Source organism: Pseudomonas sp. G3-19, assembly GCF_054855875.1.
Window position 1 is genome coordinate 458,133 of record NZ_JBMPIQ010000003.1, and the last position, 17,719, is coordinate 475,851.

Below are 17,719 nucleotides of genomic sequence, written 5' to 3' on the forward strand. Positions count from 1 at the left end.
GCGCTGCCGGGCTTTTTTGCGTGGGCCAGGCAAACAATGCTCGGGTGTGAGTCATAGCGGAGCGGGTTGCTTATCCGATTGGGACGCGCTCGATACATTGAGTGAATGACTGGACGAGATCCAGCAAGCAGGCAGCCGCCTGATTGATCTGCGTATCGGTAAGCGCCGCGTAGCCAATCAGCACGCCGGGTTTGACCGCGTGACTGCTGGTGAATGCGGATACCGGTTGCAGGCAAAGATTGAAGAGGGCAGCCCGTGCGCAGAATTCTCTTTCATCAATGTCTGTGGGTAACCAGAGCACAAAATGTAATCCGGATTGCTCGCCGGAAATCTGCAGATCAGGGTTTTCTCGCAGCTTTGAGATCAGCAAATCGCGTCGATGTTGATACGTCTGTCGCGAGATGCGCAAATGCCGTACATATTTTCCGGTGCAGAGAAACTGGTTGAGTGCGAGCTGACCCAGTATGCCTGGCGTCTGGCCGGTGTCTTCGATGAGGTTGATGACTTTCTTCTGTAAATGTTTGGGAATGACCATGAAGCCCAGACGAAAGTTGCTGAACAGGGTTTTATTGAAGCTGCCGCAGAAAATCACCCGGTCGTTTGTATCTATTGATTTGATGGCGGGCAGGGGAGCACTGCCATAGTTGTATTCGCTGTCGTAGTCGTCCTCGATGATGATCGCATTGGCTGCGGTCGCCGAGGCCAGCAGAGCCTTGCGGCGTGCCATGCTCATGCAGACACCCAAAGGAGCCTGGTGAGAGGGCGTGACATAAATGGCCTGAACCGGACTGGCGGGTGACAACGCTTCAACGATCAGACCTGCATCGTCCACTGGAATATCGATGATTGTGTTGCCGGAACAATTGAATATCCGCCGGGCCCAGTAATAGCCGGGATCTTCCATGGCAACGACGGCCTCTTTTCCCAATACCCGGCTGATGAGGTCGAGACAGTGCCTGATGCCGTGGGTAATCACGATGTCCTGAGGTGAGCAGTCAATTCCCCGGTAGATCTGGATATGGTCGCAAATGGACTTGCGCAAGTTCTCGTCACCGCCGAGTGACGAGGCCGATACTGCGGTGGCGAGGTCTTTGGCGGAAGGTGTGCATAACGACTTTACATCTTTTTCTTCGAGCAATCCCGGATCGGCCAGTCTGGCAATAAACGGTACATACGGCTGTAAATAAGTAATGGGAGCAGGTGAATCGGATGACCGGTGAGTATCAAGTTCGACTTGCAGTTCCTTAGTTCTGGCGGCGGCGATCAGATTATCCGGCAATGTTGCGCAGACTACCGAGCCGGCACCTCGCTTGCGAATGATGAAACCTTCTTCGCGCAATTGATCGAAAACAGTTTCCAGGGTCCCTCGGGAAACTCCCCATCTTTGCGCAAGCGTACGCGTGGAGGGCAGCGCTTCGCCGGATTGGAGCCGACCGGAGCTGATCAGGTGTTCAAGGAAACGGCACAAAAGCTGATGTTTGGTGGACAGCGAATGTTCGGTCAATTCGAACGGCAAGACTAGGTCGAGGCCAACTGGCCGCTTACCTCTGGTCATAGTGGTACACACCAAAATCCATTTAATGGATCTTCATCTTAGCGCGGCATACAAATACGCTCAACGCCGCTCAAGCTAACGCGTTGAGGGGTGGCGCGCGAGTCATTGGGGTCAAGAGAAACTGGATTGGTATAGGGATATCGTCGGCAATGACTGCTTTTGAAAAACTGTCAACACTCAATAAGACTAATCATCGCGAGCCGCAACTAAAGATTGCGATAGTCGGAGGGGGTGCAACAGCGATTAGTGTAATTGATGCGTTGCAGCGCGACGTTAAGCTGAAAAATATGGATGTTGCAATTACCCTCTATGAGCCTGACAAGAAAATAGGTCCAGGTCGCGCTTATCAAAACGATGGTGATTATGGATTGATTAATCGCCAGGCCCGCTTCATGTCCGTGAAAAGTGACGATCCCCGGCACTTTGTAGGATGGGTCACTCATAAATATGGAAGTGCACTGGCGCAACTTGATTTCTTGCCCCGTCACTATTTTGGTGAGTACCTGTCCGATTGTTTTGCCGAGCAAGTGGCGCTGGCGCGCGACCTCAAGCGGCCGATTCGGGTGATCGGGCAAAAGGTCACCAGCCTGACAATGCACGATGACAAAGCAGTCGTCGGTGTCGAAAACGGGCCGCAACAAGTGTTCGACCGGGTGATTCTGTGCATCGGTACCGCTGAACCGGCGGATATCTTCTCGTTGGCCTGCTCCCAAAACTACATCGGCAATCCGTATCCGATGTGGACCAAGTTTTCCGCGATTGGCGGCGACGATCAGGTGGCGATCATTGGTTCCAGCCTCTCCGCTGTCGATGCAGTCCTGGCCCTGAATGCCCAGGGACACCGCGGCAAGATCGTCATGCTGTCGCGCAATGCGCTGCTGCCAGCGGTGCGCATGCCGCATCACGACTTCACTTACAAGGTCATCACCCGCGAACGCATCGAAGAGCTGCGTGATGAAGCGGGGATGATCTCCTGGTCGAAATGGCTTGGCCTGATCACCTTCGAACTGACAGCCCAAGGCGTGGATCTGGAGAAGCTCAAGGCTGAACTGGCGCCAGGTCAACTGCCGTTCGAGCGGCTGGAGCGCCATCTTCAGGCGTCGGCCCGCGGCGAAAAGTGGCTGTCCATCCTGATTGATATTGCCAACGACTACGTCGAGCTGGCCTGGGACAGCCTGAGTGCGGGCGATCGCAGTTATTACATGGCCAACTATCACTCGATTTTCATGAGCCTGTGCAACCCGATGCCTCCGGCAACGGCCAACAAGTTGCGCAACATGCTCGAATCCGGGCACCTCGTGATTCGTCCTGGCCTGAAGGGCGTGGAACTGAGTCCCGGAGGCGGTTTCGTCCTGAATTACCAGGCAGGCGCCTGTCATGCCGACTGGGTCATCAACGCCACGCGATCTGAAACCGGTGGTGTCGGGCAGACCGGTACCGAGCTGGTGTCTTCGATGGTCAACAATGGCGTCGCTCAGCACCATCCGTTTGGTGGACTGCACGTGTCATTCGGCTCGCACAAGGTCATCGACCGCAGTGGCAAGGCCAGCGACGCTATTTATGCCTTGGGCCAACTGGCTGCCGGTAACCATTACTACACCAGTTCACTGGCCATGATCACACGTCAGATCGACCGGGTTCTGCCGCATTTGCTGACGACTGATCAATACCTCAAGGAGCTTTCTGCGTGAAATCCAGCCGCCCCGGAATCCTGTTACCTGCAGCGTTGTTGTCGGCCGTAATCGTGCCGCAGCTCGGACTCGGTCTGATGACGCCCACCGTTGCAAAACTGGCGGAGGAGTTTCGAGTCCCCCATGAGGCGATTCAGGAAACGTTTGTTGTTTACATGATCGGGTATGCGTTGTCCGTGGTCTTGGCGGGGATTCTTGCCGATCGTATCGGAGCCCGTCGCGTACAGATTTCGGGGTTGCTGATTTGTGCTGCCGGGTGCCTGCTTGCAGCGTTCTCGGACTCCTTTTACCTGTTTGCGGTTGCGCGTTTCATGCAGGCCCTCGGAGGGTGTGTAGGGACCGTAACCACCAGGCTGATCGTGAAATCCGATTATCCGGAAAGCAAACGCCTGCGAATTCTCACCACCCTTGCCTCAGCGATAGCGCTCACGCCGTGTATCGCACCGTTGCTCGGCGGCGTGTTGTTACCTTCGCTGGGATGGCGCTGGATGATGGGCGGCGTGGGGATGTTCAATCTTGCGGCATTGGTGCTTTTCTGGCAGGTCGACACCTCTCCGGGGGCATCGGATTCGACGGGGCGCAGCATCATTGCCGTTTATGCCGCCAACTTCAAAAATGCGGATTATCTGGCTTATGCCGCCGGCATCAGTCTGGTGTGGATGAGTTACTTCGTGTTCCTGTCCTGTTCGACTTATGCGTTGCAAACGGAACTGGGCATGTCCAGCCTGGGTTACGGTGCGGTGATCTCCCTGTGCGCCGTCGGTTATGTGATTGGCAGTACGTTGGCGCGAGCATTGAGCGCCAGGTGGGCGTTGAACGAGATCCTGCTGCTTGGAAGCAGGGTAGGCATGGCCGGGTGCATGTTGCTGGGCATTCTGCTGTCGGTGTTTGGCAGTGTGCTGCCGGCGCTGCTGATTCCGATGGTGTTCATTCTGTTGTCGGTCGGGATGGTGATTCCCGCGACTCAGGCCGGGCTATTGAAGAGTGTCAGTCGCGATATCGGTATTTCCTCCGGGCAGTTTTTCTTTTTCCAGATGGCGGCGGGGGCCGGTTACGGTTTGCTGGTCAGTTCCTTTTCCGAACTGGGCGTTCGTGGCCTGGCACTGTTTATCGCCATTCCGATGGTCGTGTTGTTCGTTTTCCTGAATATGTCGCGGGCACTGTCGAAGTCCCCGGAAGAACAGTTGAAGGCAGTCTCTCGGACCTGAGTTTGCTGTTGCTGCGACCCTGATAAAAAAAACAAGGATGTGTAGTCGTGCAGTATCTGAAATCGCTGAAGTTGAACAGTGTGTGTTATGACATTCGTGGCCCGGCACTGGAGCAGGCCAGAAAGATGGAGGAGGACGGCCAGCGCATTCTCAAGTTGAATATCGGCAATCCCGCGCCCTTCGGTTTCGAGGCGCCCGACGAGATACTCCAGGATGTGATCCGTAATTTGCCGACGGCGCAAGGTTACAGTGACTCCAAAGGCTTGTTCAGCGCCCGCAAGGCCGTCATGCAGTACTGTCAGCAGAAGCAGATCGAGGGCGTCGGCGTAGACGATATCTACCTGGGCAATGGCGTCTCCGAGCTCATTGTGATGTCACTGCAGGCGCTGCTGAACAACCGCGACGAAGTGCTGGTGCCTGCTCCGGATTATCCGTTGTGGACCGCCGCGGTGAGTCTTGCCGGGGGCAATGCGGTGCACTACAGGTGCGACGAGCATCAGGACTGGTGGCCGGACCTCGATGACATACGGGCCAAAATCACCCCCAACACCCGAGCGCTGGTGATCATCAACCCCAACAATCCCACCGGTGCGGTGTATCCGCGAGACGTGCTGCTGGGAATGCTGGAGATCGCGCGCCAGCACAATCTGGTGGTGTTCTCCGACGAGATCTACGACAAGATTCTCTACGACGAGGCTGTGCACATCAGCACCGCCTCGCTGGCGCCGGACTTGCTGTGCCTGACCTTCAACGGGTTGTCCAAGTCGTACCGGGTGGCCGGGTTCCGCTCCGGCTGGCTGGTGATTTCCGGGCCGAAGCAGCATGCCGCCGGCTACATCGAAGGCATCGACATGCTGGCGAACATGCGCCTGTGCGCCAACGTTCCGGCCCAGCATGCGATCCAGACCGCGCTGGGGGGTTACCAGAGTATCAATGACCTGGTCTTGCCTCAGGGGCGCCTGCTCGAACAGCGCAACCGGGTGCATGAACTGCTCAACGCTATTCCTGGCGTCAGTTGCGTCAAGCCGATGGGCGCGCTGTACGCATTTCCAAGGATCGATCCGAAAATTTGCCCGATCAAGGATGACGAGAAGTTTGTCCTCGAACTGCTGATGTCGGAAAGGCTGCTGGTGGTTCAGGGAACCGCGTTCAACTGGCCCGCGCCCGACCATTTCCGCGTGGTCACGTTGCCGGCATTGCCGGACATCGAAGACGCGATGGCGCGGATTCATCGATTCATCAGCAGCAGGTCAGTCAACAACCTGAGCGTTCGTCGAGTGGCGAATAACGCCCGGGACCTGTGGCCGGTCTTCTGATTCCAGACGCAGATCAAGTAAGCAAGTTGTCATGCCAGACGTAAGTTCGTGGCAGGTGTGACAGCGCAAAGTGCCAGACGGCTGGATGCCACGCTCGGCCATCTCTCTAAGTTGTGCAGCATAAAGGAATGAGTATGCGGAACTTTGATGCGCAGGTTTCTTATCGGGTCATGCTTTCTCAGGATGAGATTAATCATCGTGGGGCCGGTTGGGAAAAAGAGGCCTTGAATGAACTGCAAGAGCGACTTGGGGCAGGGTCCGACTTTCCCTGCATCTTTTCCAAGAATGCATTCAAGAAGTCTTCGATCAAGTTTGTATTTGTCGACACTTTGGATGCTCAAGGGCTGGCGAAACTGGCTGAAGGGTTAAAAGAGTATGTAACGCTTTCCAGAACATGGAGTGGTTCAATCGAGGACGCTTATCCGCTCATCGTGTTCTTTTCAACCGATGCGATATCGGCGAGTACCGCGCAGGAGTATCAGGCCGCCGGGTGGGGCGTGCTGCAGAGCCTGCACTGGCTGGATGAAAGCCCGTGGCCGGACAGCGTCGATGTCGACCCGGAGTCACCGTTCTGGTCGATGTGCTTCGCGGGAATGCAACTGTTTGTGAATATGAGTTCTCCCGCACACAAACTTCGCAAGAGCAGAAACCTCGGGTCGAGATTTGCGTTGGTCATTAATCCGCGTGAACGCTTCGATGTATTTGCCGGCGATACCGTGGGCGGACGTAATGTTCGCGCCAATATACGCAAACGCATCCTTAAATATGATTCGGTACCCCACGCCTTGCAATTGGGCGGCTTCGGCTCTGACGCCAAAGAGTGGTGGCAATACGGTTTGATTGAAGAAAATGCAGAGCGCACGGATGTTTGCCCGTTCAAACATTCCAGCCATGAAAATAAAGAGGAAGCCTGATGTTCAAGTTGATTGTATCCAACGGCAGGGTGGCAGACCGCACGGCATTTACCCGTATCGGCGCGTTGAAGGCCGCGTCGGCACTTGAAGCAAAGTACGGTGTAGCGCCGCTGTATGTCGGTGACGGCAGCTGCGAGCCTGCGGCCGATGACTGGACAGTCAGTCTGCCGGCAGGACGTGAGCAGATCGATTCGCTGCATCGCGCCGTAGCCTGTGCGGTAGAGGAGCAGCAACTCACAGTGGTCATCAACGGCACCTGCCCGGCCAGCCTGGGCAGCGTACCTGCGGTTGCCAGACATTACCCGGACCTTTGTCTGGTGTGGGTCGATGCCCATGGTGACTTCAATATTCCGACGACCACTGACACGGGCTACCTGGGCGGGATGGTGGTGTCGGCATTATGTGGCCTCTGGGACAGCGGCTGTGGCGCCGGCGTGCGTGCGGAGAACGTCATTCTGGTCGGCGCGCGTGACATCGACGGGCAAGAGCAGCGTCTGCTGAGCGTCAATAATGTGCGCACGCTTTCTCCGCAGCAGGCAACCGCCGAAGCGGTGCGTAGCGCGATCGGCCAATCGAAGGTCTGGGTGCACATCGATTGGGACTCTCTTGAGCCTGGCTACGTTCCCGCCGACTACGCAGTGCCTGACGGTCTGCTGCCGCAACAGCTCGCGGCGATCCTGGGAGCAATTCCGCTGGAGCAGATCGTCGGCCTGGAAATCGCCGAGTTCAACGCCTCCTGCGATGCGGCGACGGCACAGCGTGCGACCCAGTGCATCATCGATATCGTTGACCCGCTCCTGTCCAAAGCGTGTCTTGAGGCGAGTGTGTGCCATGCATAAGCCGCCTGCTGCTGCCCGGCTGCGTTTCAGCAAGATGCACGGTGCGGGCAATGACATGATCATTCTCGATCTGCGTGATGCGCAGGATCCGTCGCGCGAATTGTGCAAGTACCTGGCTAACCGCCATAAAGGTATCGGCGCCGATATGGTTCTGGGCGTCAAGGCGGCGCGCAATCCATCGTCCGTGGCCTCGTTCGATATATGGACGGCGCAGGGCGAGTCCTCCCGGCAATGCGGCAACGGCGCGCGGTGTGTCGCCGCATGGCTGGTTCGGGCAGGCCTGACGGAGGCGTCCGAGTTCACCCTCGACAGTCCCTCCGGTACCCACCGGGTCCGGGTCATGGAGGACGGCAACTATCAGATCAGCATGGGCGCACCGAATTTCTCGCCCGCCGCCATCCCGGTGTTCGGCTTCGACCAGGCGCAGTCGGCTTATCAACTCGAACTCGCCGGGCAACACCTGGCGTGTTCGGCGGTATCGATGGGCAACCCGCATGCGGTGATCGAAGCCGAACGTGATCAGTATGAGATTCCAGCTGTCGGCAGCGCCCTGCAAAACTCCGGGTATTTCTCCCCTGATGTCAACGTCGGGTTTGTACAGCTGCAATCGCGCAACAGGATAAAACTCAAGGTCTACGAATTCGGCGCAGGCGAGACGCTGGCCTGCGGCAGCGGTGCCTGCGCGGCGGTCGCGGTGCTGGCGCGGGCCGGGCGGGTCGACCGCTCGGTCGATGTCGAACTGCCCGGCGGAACCCTTGAAGTGACATGGGAGAGTGACTTGTCCGCGATGTACCTCTCCGGCCCTGCTGAATTCGTATTTGATGGAGAACTCGCTCATGCCGTTGTATGAAAGCATTCTGGACACGATCGGCCGTACGCCAATCGTCAAGCTGCAAAGGCTCGCCCCGGAACACGTCAGCATTTATGTGAAGGTCGAGTCGTTCAACCCCGGCGGCTCGGTCAAGGACCGGCTGGCGCTGGCGGTGGTACTCGACGCCGAAGCCAGAGGCCTGTTGAAGCCTGGCGATACGATCGCCGAATGCACCTCCGGCAACGTCGGCATTGCGTTGGCGATGGTTGCCGCGGCGCGCGGCTATAACTTTGTGGCGATCATGTCCGACAGTTACTCGATCGAACGGCGCAAGCTGATTCGTGCCTATGGCGGCAAGGTTCTGCTGTTTCCTGCTCACCTGGGCAGCAGCGGCGGCAACCAGATTGCCGATGAACTGGCGCAGAAGTTTGGCTGGTTCAGATCGCGACAATTCGATAACCCGGCCAACCCTTCCTATCACCGCGAAACCACCGCCACCGAAATCCTCGGTGATTTTGCCGGTAAACGCCTGGACTACTTTGTCACCGGTTTCGGCACCAGCGGCACACTGACCGGCGTTGGCCAGATGCTGCGAGTCGCGCGACCTGCGGTGCAGATCGTTGCCGCAGAACCGGAAAATGCTGCGTTGCTGTCGGGCGGCACCTGGGGCGTGCACCAGATTCAGGGACTCGCGCCCAACTTCACGCCGACCATCATGGACAAGACCGTCATCGACAAAGTCCTGACCGTGAACGAGTACGAAGCACGTGACACTTCGCAGCGCCTGGCCAGGGAAGAGGGGATCTTCGTCGGCATTTCTTCGGGCGCTTCGGTCGCCGCAGCGTTGAAGGTTGCCGAGACCGCGGCGGCCGGTTCGGTGCTGCTGGCCATGTTGCCGGATACCGGTGAACGTTATCTCTCGACGTTCCTGATGGACGGCATCGCCGAAGGTTCCGACGATGACTGGTTGCAGTCGCTCGAGCCGTAACAGGCAACCGGTTACTTGGCGAAGCAGGCGCTCTAAGGGATTAGCATCATGGTGGAAACTCTTCCGGCAGCAGATTACATCGAGTTCGCGCGCCCGTTTCCAATGCATCGTGGAGGTGTACTGGAAGATTTCAGGCTGACGTATGAGACGTTCGGGCAACTGAATGATCGTCGCGACAACATCGTCCTGGTGCTGCCCGGCATGTCCGCCAACAGCCACGTCTGCAGTGTCGCCCGCGATCCTGAGGCGGGCTGGTGGGAGGACTTTGCCGGTTCAGGCAAGCCGATCGATACAGACCGCTGGTATGTGATCTGTTTCAACTATCTGGGGGGTTGCAAGGGCTCGACGGGGCCGCTGTCCACCGAGCGGGCGAGTGGCAGGCCTTACCAGTCGCGCTTTCCCGAGCTGAGCATCGAAGACATCGTCGACACGATCGTCATGGCCGTGAAAGCGCTGGGCATGGCGCAAGTGACCTGCCTGATCGGCGCTTCGATGGGTGGCATGTGTGCGCTGGCCCTGTTGACCCGGCATCCGGGGTTTGTCCGGCATCACATCAACCTGTGCGGCGCGGCCAGTTCGCTTCCCGTGTCCACGGCCTTGCGTTCATTGCAGCGGGAAGCCATCCGCAGTGATCCGCTATGGGCCGGTGGCGAGTATTCGCCGGATGCGCGCCCGATTCACGGCATGACGCTGGCCCGCAAGATCGGCCTGTTGAGTTATCGCTCCGGCGCGCAATTGAATCGCCGTTTCAGCCGCAGCGATCAGGCGGCGGGGAAATCCGCCGGCATGACCCACGACTTTGAAGTCGAGGATTATCTGCAGGCCAATGCCTGGCGATTCGCGCGGGATTTCGACCCCAACAGTTATCTGCAGCTAAGCCGCGCGATTGATCTTTATGCCTGTCTGACGCCGCCGCAGGGCGGTTTTCAGACTGCCGGGCTGGAGCAGGTTCTGGTGGTCGGCGTCGAGAGCGACACGCTGTTTCCTGTTGCGCAACAGCAGCACATCGCTCAAGGGCTCGAGCAGGATGGTGCCGAGGTGACCTTTGTCCGGCTCGATTGCCCGGACGGCCACGACGCCTTTCTGACCGATCTGCGGGCGTTCGGGCCGCTGCTGGAACATTTCATGAATCGTATTGGTTCCGTCCTTCCTGCGGGCAGGGCGGAGCGTTGTCTGGAGTTGCACGATGAACGATTTTGACAAGGTTGCATTGGTGACCGGTGCCAACCGTGGCATCGGTTTCGAGGTGGCGCGACAACTGGCCGCCGAGGGCGTGACGGTGGTGCTCAGTGGCAGGAATTATCAGGCTGTCGCTCAGGCGGCCGACGAATTGGTCGACATGGGCCTGAAGGCGTTCCCGTGCCTGCTGGATGTCACGGATGAAGACAGCATCGCCTCGGCGGTCAAATTGCTGGAGGCGAAGTTCGGTCGACTGGATATCCTGATCAATAACGCGGCGATCCGTATCGAATCCTACGGGTTGAACCCTTCGCAACAACCACTTCAACAGTGGCGCCAGACGTTTGAAACCAACCTGTTCGGCATGGTCGCGGTGACCCAGCATTGTCTGCCGCTGATTCGCCAGTCTGCGGCCGGGCGCATCGTCAACGTATCCAGTCTGCTGGCATCGCTCACCACCCATACGGACGTCGATTCTTACGCCTATTCACCGATGTTCAAATCCTTGCCGGGCTACAGCGCCAGTAAAAGCGGGGTGAATTCGTGGACGGTTCATCTGGCTTACGAGCTTCGCGACACGCCCGTCAAGGTCAATGCCGTGCACCCCGGTTACACCAAAACCGGCATGAATGACGGCGCCGGTGATCTCGATGTGCAGGAAGGCGCGCGGACCAGTGTCGCTCTGGCATTGATCGGTGCCGATGGCCCCACGGGCACTTACCGCCATCAGGACCGCGTGATTCCCTGGTGAGTCGTCGCTGTTTTTCTGCTTCCAACTGTTCAGTAGAAAGGATTCTTCATGATTAAGCTTGCACTCGTCACCGATAAGCCGAACCTGCACATTGACTACGACATGCCGCCATTGCTTGAAGCCTGCAAGCAACTGTCGATCAACGCCGATGTGTGCTTCTGGGACGATCCGTCAATCGATTGGGCGGCGTATACCGCCGTATTGATCCGTTCACCGTGGGACTGCATTGAAAGCCTCGACGAATTCTTTGCCTGGTGCGACAAGGTGCATGCACTGACCTGCCTGTTGAACGTGCCGTCCGTGGCCCGGTGGGGCTTGAACAAGTTGTACCTGAAGGACATTGCTGCGCGCGGCGTGCCGATTATTCCGAGTGTGTTCCTGGCGCCCGACGACGCTCCCGAGGGTTATCTGGCTGACTTCCTCGACGCGAACACCGACAGCCACGAATTTGTCGTCAAACCGACGATCGGCTCGTATTCGCGCGGAGTGAAAAGATTTGTCCGCTGCGGTTCCGAGGCCGCGCTGGCGCACATTCGCGCGCTGCAAAAGCGCGGTTCGCACGTGATCATCCAGCCGTACATCACCACCATCGACACTTACGGCGAGACGGACCTGACCTTCTTCGATAACACCTTCAGCCATTCCATCCGCAAGGGCGCCATGCTCATGGCGGACGGTACGGTGAATGTGCCGACCCCCGAATTTCGCCAGCCGCGCGAGGCGGATGCCGAGGAGCAGGCGGTGGCGCTATCGGCGCTGGTGGCTTCTGCCGAGGTGCTCGGGCTTGAGCTGCCGTTGCTCTACGGCCGGGTCGACGTGATCCGCGACTATGACGGTCGGCCGATGATCATGGAAATGGAGATTTGCGAGCCTTCGCTTAACCTGCCGTTTCGCGCCGACAGTGCGATGAACCTGATCAAAGGCGTGCTCAAGCGCATCGACCGGCACCTGGTCGATCTCTGACACCCTCCGCGAACACCAGTAAACAGGCCCGACAGCATTGCCGGGCTTTTTTTGTGCGCGCGATTATTCGACTATGGGCGTTTTCCGATGGCACAAGGAACAGGCGTCATGACCAAGACAGCCGAGCGGGTCAACATTGTCGATACTCATGTGTTGTCCCACGACTGGTATCTGTTGCAGAAAATCACCTTCGACTATCTGCGCAACAACGGTGACTGGCAGCGGCAGACTCGCGAAGTCTACGACCGTGGCAATGGCGCGGCGATTCTGTTGTTCAACCGCGAAAAGCGCACGGTGGTGCTGACCCGCCAATTTCGCTTGCCGGTGTTCGTCAACGGCCACGACGGCTTGTTGATCGAAGTGGCGGCGGGGCTGCTGGAAGGTGCGGCGCCGGAACAGCGGATCCGCGACGAGGCCGAAGAGGAAACCGGTTACCGCGTGCATGAGGTGAAGAAGGTCTTCGAGGCCTACATGAGCCCCGGCTCGGTGACCGAGAAGCTGCACTTTTTTATCGCCGAATACGACGCGAAGTCGAAGGTCAGCGAGGGCGGCGGCCTGGAAGAGGAAACCGAAGAACTGGAAGTGCTGGAATGGCGCTTCGATGAGGCACTGGCGGCGTTTCAGCGCGGCGAGATCTGCGACGCCAAGACCATCATGCTGCTGCAATACGCGGCGATGAATAACCTTTTCGACAGCTGATTCAACGCCAATCCATTGTGGCGAGGGAGCTTACTCCCGCTGGGCTGCGCAGCGGCCCCAGGTTTTTGCCCGTGCTGCGCACTGGAGCGGGAGCAAGCGCCCTCGCCACACAATGGCATTTACGGGGTTAAAACAGGTCGCCTGTTCTACCGACATCAGACCAGTCCCCGCCCTCCAGCGTCAGCAACCGCTCCTTGGCCTCAAGCCCACCCGCAAACCCGGTCAACTTCCCCGACGCGCCGATCACCCGATGACACGGCGCCACAATCGAGATCGGGTTACGCCCATTCGCCGCTCCCACCGCGCGCACGGCTGTCGGATTACCGATCTGCTCGGCGATCTGGCTGTAAGTGCGGGTTTCGCCAAACGGAATGGTCAGCAACGCCGCCCAGACCTTTTTCTGAAAATCGGTGCCGACAAAATCCAGCTCCAGATCGAAGCGATCACGCTTGCCGGCAAAATATTCTTCAAGCTGCTGCGAGGTTCGCTGCAGCAGCGGATTGTCCGGTGCTTCGCTCATCGGCCCGAGGCGCACCCGGCCCGGTTTGTCGTTTTCCCAGAGGATGGCCGCCAGTCGTGAGCCGTTCGCCACCAGCTTCAATTCGCCGACCGGTGAGGGCAGGGTGATGAACGTGTACGACATGGGCAGAACTCCGGATCGGTACGGCGAAAGCGCCCAGCATACTGCCTGAGCGGGGAGGCGCAAATCGCAATAGCGACCATACTGCTTGGTGCTTTTGCTGCGTTCCCCTCTGTTCTGCACAGAACCCGAAAACAAAAAAGAGATCGACTCATGAAGTACGAACCTTTGGCCAAAACGCTGATTGCGACGTCACTGGCACTGAGCTGCCTCATGGCCCACGCCGCTTCCGTAGCACCGGTTGCCGCCGAAAACGGCATGGTGGTCACCGCTCAACACTTGGCCTCGCATGTCGGTGTCGATGTGTTGAAAAACGGCGGTAACGCGGTGGATGCGGCGGTCGCTGTGGGCTATGCGCTGGCGGTGGTGTATCCCGCCGCAGGCAACCTCGGCGGTGGCGGTTTCATGACCATTCAACTGGCGGACGGGCGCAAGACCTTCCTCGACTTCCGCGAAAAAGCCCCGCTGGCGGCGACTGCCAACATGTATCTGGACAAGGACGGCAACGTCGTCCCGGATCTGAGCACTCGTGGTCATCTCGCCGTGGCGGTGCCGGGCACCGTGTCGGGCATGGAGCTGGCGCTGAGCAAGTACGGCACCAAACCGCGCAAGGACATGATCGCCCCGGCGATCAAACTGGCGGAAGACGGCTTCGAGCTGGAGCAGGGCGACGTCGATCTGTTGGACTACGCCACCGATGTGTTCAAAAAGGACATGCGTGATTCCGGCTCGATCTTTCTGCACAACGGCGAACCGATGCAGGTCGGGCAGAAACTGGTGCAGAAGGATCTGGCGAAAACCCTGCGCACCATTTCGGACAAAGGCGCCGACGGTTTCTATAAAGGCTGGGTGGCCGACGCCATTGTCACGTCCAGTCAGGCCAACAAGGGCATCATCACCCAGGCCGACCTCGACAAATACAAGACCCGCGAACTGGCCCCGGTGGAGTGCGATTACCGTGGCTACCATGTGGTTTCGGCGCCACCGCCAAGCTCCGGCGGGGTGGTGATCTGCGAGATCATGAACATCCTCGAAGGCTATCCGATGAAGGATCTGGGCTTCCATTCGGCCCAAGGCATGCACTACCAGATCGAGGCGATGCGCCACGCTTACGTGGACCGCAACAGCTATCTGGGTGACCCGGATTTTGTGAAGAACCCGATCGAGCATCTGCTGGACAAGAACTACGCGACCAAGCTGCGCAACGCGATCCAGCCGCAGAAGGCCGGGATCTCCGCCGAACTGAAACCCGGCGTCGCGCCGCATGAAGGCAACAACACCACGCACTATTCGATCGTCGACAAGTGGGGCAATGCGGTGTCGGTGACTTACACCCTCAACGACTGGTTCGGCGCCGGGGTGATGGCGAGCAAGACCGGTGTGATCCTCAACGACGAGATGGACGACTTCACCTCCAAGGTCGGTGTGCCGAACATGTACGGTCTGGTGCAGGGCGAGGCCAACGCCATCGCCCCGGGCAAAACCCCGCTGTCGTCGATGAGCCCGACCATCGTCACCAAGGACGGCAAAGTGGTGATGGTGGTTGGTACGCCGGGTGGCAGTCGGATCATCACCGCGACCTTGCTGACCATGCTCAACGTCATCGACTACAGCATGGGCCTGCAGGAAGCGGTCGACGCGCCGCGTTTCCACCAGCAATGGATGCCCGAGCAGACCAACCTCGAAGACTACGCCGCCAGTCCCGACACGAAGAAAATCCTCGAAAGCTGGGGCCACAAATTTGCCGGGCCGCAGGATGCCAACCACATCGCCGCGATCTTGGTCGGCGCGCCGTCGCTGGGCGGTAAACCGGTGGGCAACAACCGTTTCTACGGGGCCAACGATCCACGGCGCAATACCGGGTTGTCGCTGGGTTACTAAGAGGCGTAAAACGGGGTGGGCTCAGGTCCGCCCCTGTTTCAAGGATCGATCAAGGAAGACTCATCATGTCTACTGCATTGCTGATCATCGACGTCCAACAGGCTCTCTGCTCAGGCGAGTATCAGTGCTTCGACATCCACCGTGTGATCGACACCATTAACCCGCTCAGCACGCGTGCGCGCAAGACTGGCGTGCCGGTGGTGCTGATACAGCATGAAGAAAAGGACAGTCCTTTGGCCTACAGTGCCGAAGGCTGGCAACTCGCCGACGGCCTGCTGACGACGGAGCAAGACCTGCGCGTACGCAAAACCACCCCGGATTCGTTCTATCAGACCGAGCTGGGCAAACTGCTGCCCAGCGAAGACTTCGAACGCCTGATCATTTGCGGCCTGCAGACCGACTACTGCGTCAACGCCACCGTGCGCAAGGCTCATCAGTTGGGTTACGACGTGGTGCTTGTGGCAGACGCCCATTCCACCCTCGACAACGGCACCATGAGCGCCGAAGACATCATCGCCGAACACAACAAGGACCTGGCGCACCTGACGGGCGCCACGGCCCGGGTCGACGTCAAACCCGCAGCCGAGATCACTTTCTAAAACCAGCGCATACCCCTGTGGGAGCGGGCTTGCTCGCGAAAGCGGTGGGCCTGTGACGCATGTGTGGGCTGACCCGGCGCCTTCGCGAGCAAGCCCGCTCCCACAATGATTGATGGTGTTCACGGATTCCCATGTCCAGCACAAATCCCCTGTGGGAGCGAGCTTGCTCGCGAAAGCGGTGGGCCTGTGAAGCATGTATTGGCTGACCCGACGCCTTCGCGAGCAAGCCCGCTCCCACAATGATTGATGGTGTTCACGGATTCCCATGTCCAGCACAAATCCCCTGTGGGAGCGAGCTTGCTCGCGAAATCGGTGAGCCTGTGAAGCATGTATTGGCTGACCCGACGCCTTCGCGAGCAAGCCCACTCCCACAATGATTGAAGGTGTTCACAGATTCCTTGCCCAGCACAAATCCCCTGTGGGAGCGGGCTTGCTCGCGAAAACGGTGGGTCTGTGACGCATGTGTTGGCTGACCCGACGCCTTCGCGAGCAAGCCCACTCCCACAATGATTGATGGTGTTTACAGATTCCCACGTCCGGCACAAATCCCCTGTGGGAGCGGGCTTGCTCGCGAAAGCGGTGGGTCTGTGACGCATGTGTTGGCTGACCCGACGCCTTCGCGAGCAAGCCCACTCCCACAATGATTGGTGGTGTTCACAGATTCCCATGTCCAGCACAAATCCCCTGTGGGAGCGAGCTTGCTCGCGAAATCGGTGAGCCTGTGAAGCATGTATTGGCTGACCCGACGCCTTCGCGGGCAAGCCCGCTCCCACAATGATTGAAGGTGTTCACCAATTCCTTGCCCAGCACAAATCCCCTGTGGGAGCGGGCTTGCTCGCGAAAACGATGGGCCTGTGACGCATGTGTGGGCTGATCCGACGCCTTCGCGAGCAAGCCCGCTCCCACAATGATTGAAGGTGTTCACCAATTCCCATGTCCAGCATGAGTTCCCTGTGGCGAGCGAGCTTGCTCGCGCCGGCTGCGTAGCAGCCCTCACACTTCAAGTCGCAAACAAAACCCCACGAATCTCCCCAACCCGCGGGGCCACGACGCCCTCCAGCACCAACCGCGTAATGGTCTCGGCTGCCGTCGCGTAATCCTCATCCTGCGGCACTTCGCGTCCGGTGATGCAGCCCATCTGCCAGCCAATATTGGTGTAGGTGCGGGTCGCCGACCAGATGAACAGCATCAGGTGTTCCGGGTCCACCGGGGCCAGCAGGCCGCGTTCGATCCAGCTGCGCAGGCAGTCGACGTTGCGTCGGGCTTCGGCGTGCAACAGGTCGCGGCATTCGTCTGGCAACTGGCGCCCGCCGAGCAGCAGCTCGCCGCTGAATACCCTGGCAATCGCCGGGTGTTCACGGGCGATGCGGATACGCGCGGCGATGTAGGCGCGCAGGCCGATCAGCGGGTCATCGCTTTCGCGCAACGCTGCCGAGGCTTCCAGCAGCGGTTCGACAAATCCCAGGAGGACTTTCGAGTACAGGTTTTCCTTGGTCTGGAAGTAGTAATACAGGTTGGCCTTGGGCACACCGGCGCGGGCGGCGATGTCGCGGGTCTGGGTCGCTTCAAAGCCGTTGGCGGCAAATTCTTCGCTGGCGGCGGCGAGGATCAGTTGCTCGTTGCGTACGCGGATGGCGCTCATGGGAACACGATGTGAATAGTAGGCATGGGCAGATACGGGCAAT

At 58.8% G+C, this 17,719-nt stretch carries 15 protein-coding genes and 1 pseudogene; 13 read left to right on the forward strand and 3 right to left on the reverse strand.

The features are described 5' to 3' along the window. Positions 1-70: 70 nt before the first annotated feature. Positions 71-1,516, reverse strand: coding sequence for a MocR-like pyridoxine biosynthesis transcription factor PdxR (pdxR, locus tag ACOYXI_RS02160; RefSeq protein WP_167734116.1), 1,446 nt, complete (start codon positions 1,514-1,516; stop codon positions 71-73). Positions 1,517-1,704: 188 nt separating this feature from the next. On the opposite strand from pdxR, the gene ACOYXI_RS02165 reads away from it, so the two are divergent. From ACOYXI_RS02165 to ACOYXI_RS02215, 11 genes and pseudogenes are all read left to right on the forward strand, one after another. Then, positions 1,705-3,246 (forward strand): FAD/NAD(P)-binding protein, encoded by a 1,542-nt coding sequence (locus ACOYXI_RS02165; RefSeq protein ID WP_081730309.1) that lies wholly within the window; start codon positions 1,705-1,707, stop codon positions 3,244-3,246. Further along, complete coding sequence (locus ACOYXI_RS02170) at positions 3,243-4,454, forward strand: MFS transporter (protein ID WP_115990170.1); 1,212 nt, start codon at positions 3,243-3,245, stop codon at positions 4,452-4,454. The genes ACOYXI_RS02165 and ACOYXI_RS02170 overlap by 4 nt, the downstream gene beginning before the upstream one ends. Positions 4,455-4,501: 47 nt before the next feature. Continuing rightward, positions 4,502-5,695, forward strand: a pseudogene (locus tag ACOYXI_RS02175) (pyridoxal phosphate-dependent aminotransferase); the annotation flags it as partial. Positions 5,696-5,904: 209 nt separating this feature from the next. Next, positions 5,905-6,684: a YqcI/YcgG family protein gene (locus ACOYXI_RS02180; RefSeq protein ID WP_223008061.1), complete on the forward strand. Its 780-nt coding sequence runs from the start codon at positions 5,905-5,907 to the stop codon at positions 6,682-6,684. Further along, positions 6,684-7,523 carry an arginase family protein gene (locus tag ACOYXI_RS02185; RefSeq protein WP_461674223.1) on the forward strand — a complete coding sequence of 280 codons (840 nt, stop codon included), beginning with the start codon at positions 6,684-6,686 and terminating at the stop codon, positions 7,521-7,523. The genes ACOYXI_RS02180 and ACOYXI_RS02185 overlap by 1 nt, the downstream gene beginning before the upstream one ends. Then, positions 7,516-8,373, forward strand: a complete 858-nt coding sequence (dapF, locus tag ACOYXI_RS02190) for a diaminopimelate epimerase (protein ID WP_167797070.1) — start codon at positions 7,516-7,518, stop codon at positions 8,371-8,373. The genes ACOYXI_RS02185 and dapF overlap by 8 nt, the downstream gene beginning before the upstream one ends. Next, complete coding sequence (cysK, locus tag ACOYXI_RS02195; RefSeq protein WP_027614693.1) at positions 8,360-9,322, forward strand: cysteine synthase A; 963 nt, start codon at positions 8,360-8,362, stop codon at positions 9,320-9,322. Before dapF ends, cysK begins: the two co-directional genes overlap by 14 nt. Before the next feature lie 48 nt (positions 9,323-9,370). After that, on the forward strand, positions 9,371-10,522 hold the full coding sequence (gene metX / locus ACOYXI_RS02200) for a homoserine O-acetyltransferase MetX (protein ID WP_081730311.1): 1,152 nt from the start codon (positions 9,371-9,373) through the stop codon (positions 10,520-10,522). After that, positions 10,509-11,252 carry an SDR family oxidoreductase gene (locus tag ACOYXI_RS02205; RefSeq protein WP_134786017.1) on the forward strand — a complete coding sequence of 248 codons (744 nt, stop codon included), beginning with the start codon at positions 10,509-10,511 and terminating at the stop codon, positions 11,250-11,252. The genes metX and ACOYXI_RS02205 overlap by 14 nt, the downstream gene beginning before the upstream one ends. A gap of 48 nt (positions 11,253-11,300) precedes the next feature. Further along, on the forward strand, positions 11,301-12,215 hold the full coding sequence (locus tag ACOYXI_RS02210; RefSeq protein ID WP_461674224.1) for an ATP-grasp domain-containing protein: 915 nt from the start codon (positions 11,301-11,303) through the stop codon (positions 12,213-12,215). A gap of 108 nt (positions 12,216-12,323) precedes the next feature. Then, entirely contained in the window at positions 12,324-12,914 is a 591-nt protein-coding gene (locus tag ACOYXI_RS02215; RefSeq protein WP_461674225.1) for an NUDIX domain-containing protein, read from the forward strand. 127 nt (positions 12,915-13,041) lie between these two features. Here the strand turns inward: ACOYXI_RS02215 and ACOYXI_RS02220 are convergent, their stop codons facing one another. Then, entirely contained in the window at positions 13,042-13,557 is a 516-nt protein-coding gene (locus ACOYXI_RS02220; RefSeq protein ID WP_461674226.1) for a methylated-DNA--[protein]-cysteine S-methyltransferase, read from the reverse strand. Between the two features lie 150 nt (positions 13,558-13,707). On the opposite strand from ACOYXI_RS02220, the gene ggt reads away from it, so the two are divergent. Further along, positions 13,708-15,435 carry a gamma-glutamyltransferase gene (gene ggt, locus ACOYXI_RS02225; protein WP_461674227.1) on the forward strand — a complete coding sequence of 576 codons (1,728 nt, stop codon included), beginning with the start codon at positions 13,708-13,710 and terminating at the stop codon, positions 15,433-15,435. Positions 15,436-15,500: 65 nt separating this feature from the next. Next, complete coding sequence (locus tag ACOYXI_RS02230) at positions 15,501-16,034, forward strand: cysteine hydrolase family protein (protein ID WP_461674228.1); 534 nt, start codon at positions 15,501-15,503, stop codon at positions 16,032-16,034. Between the two features lie 1,000 nt (positions 16,035-17,034). On the opposite strand, the gene ACOYXI_RS02235 is transcribed toward ACOYXI_RS02230, so the two are convergent. Then, a complete protein-coding gene (locus ACOYXI_RS02235; RefSeq protein WP_461674229.1) occupies positions 17,035-17,676 on the reverse strand; it encodes a TetR family transcriptional regulator C-terminal domain-containing protein in 642 nt (213 codons plus the stop codon). Between the last annotated feature and the right edge of the window lie 43 nt (positions 17,677-17,719).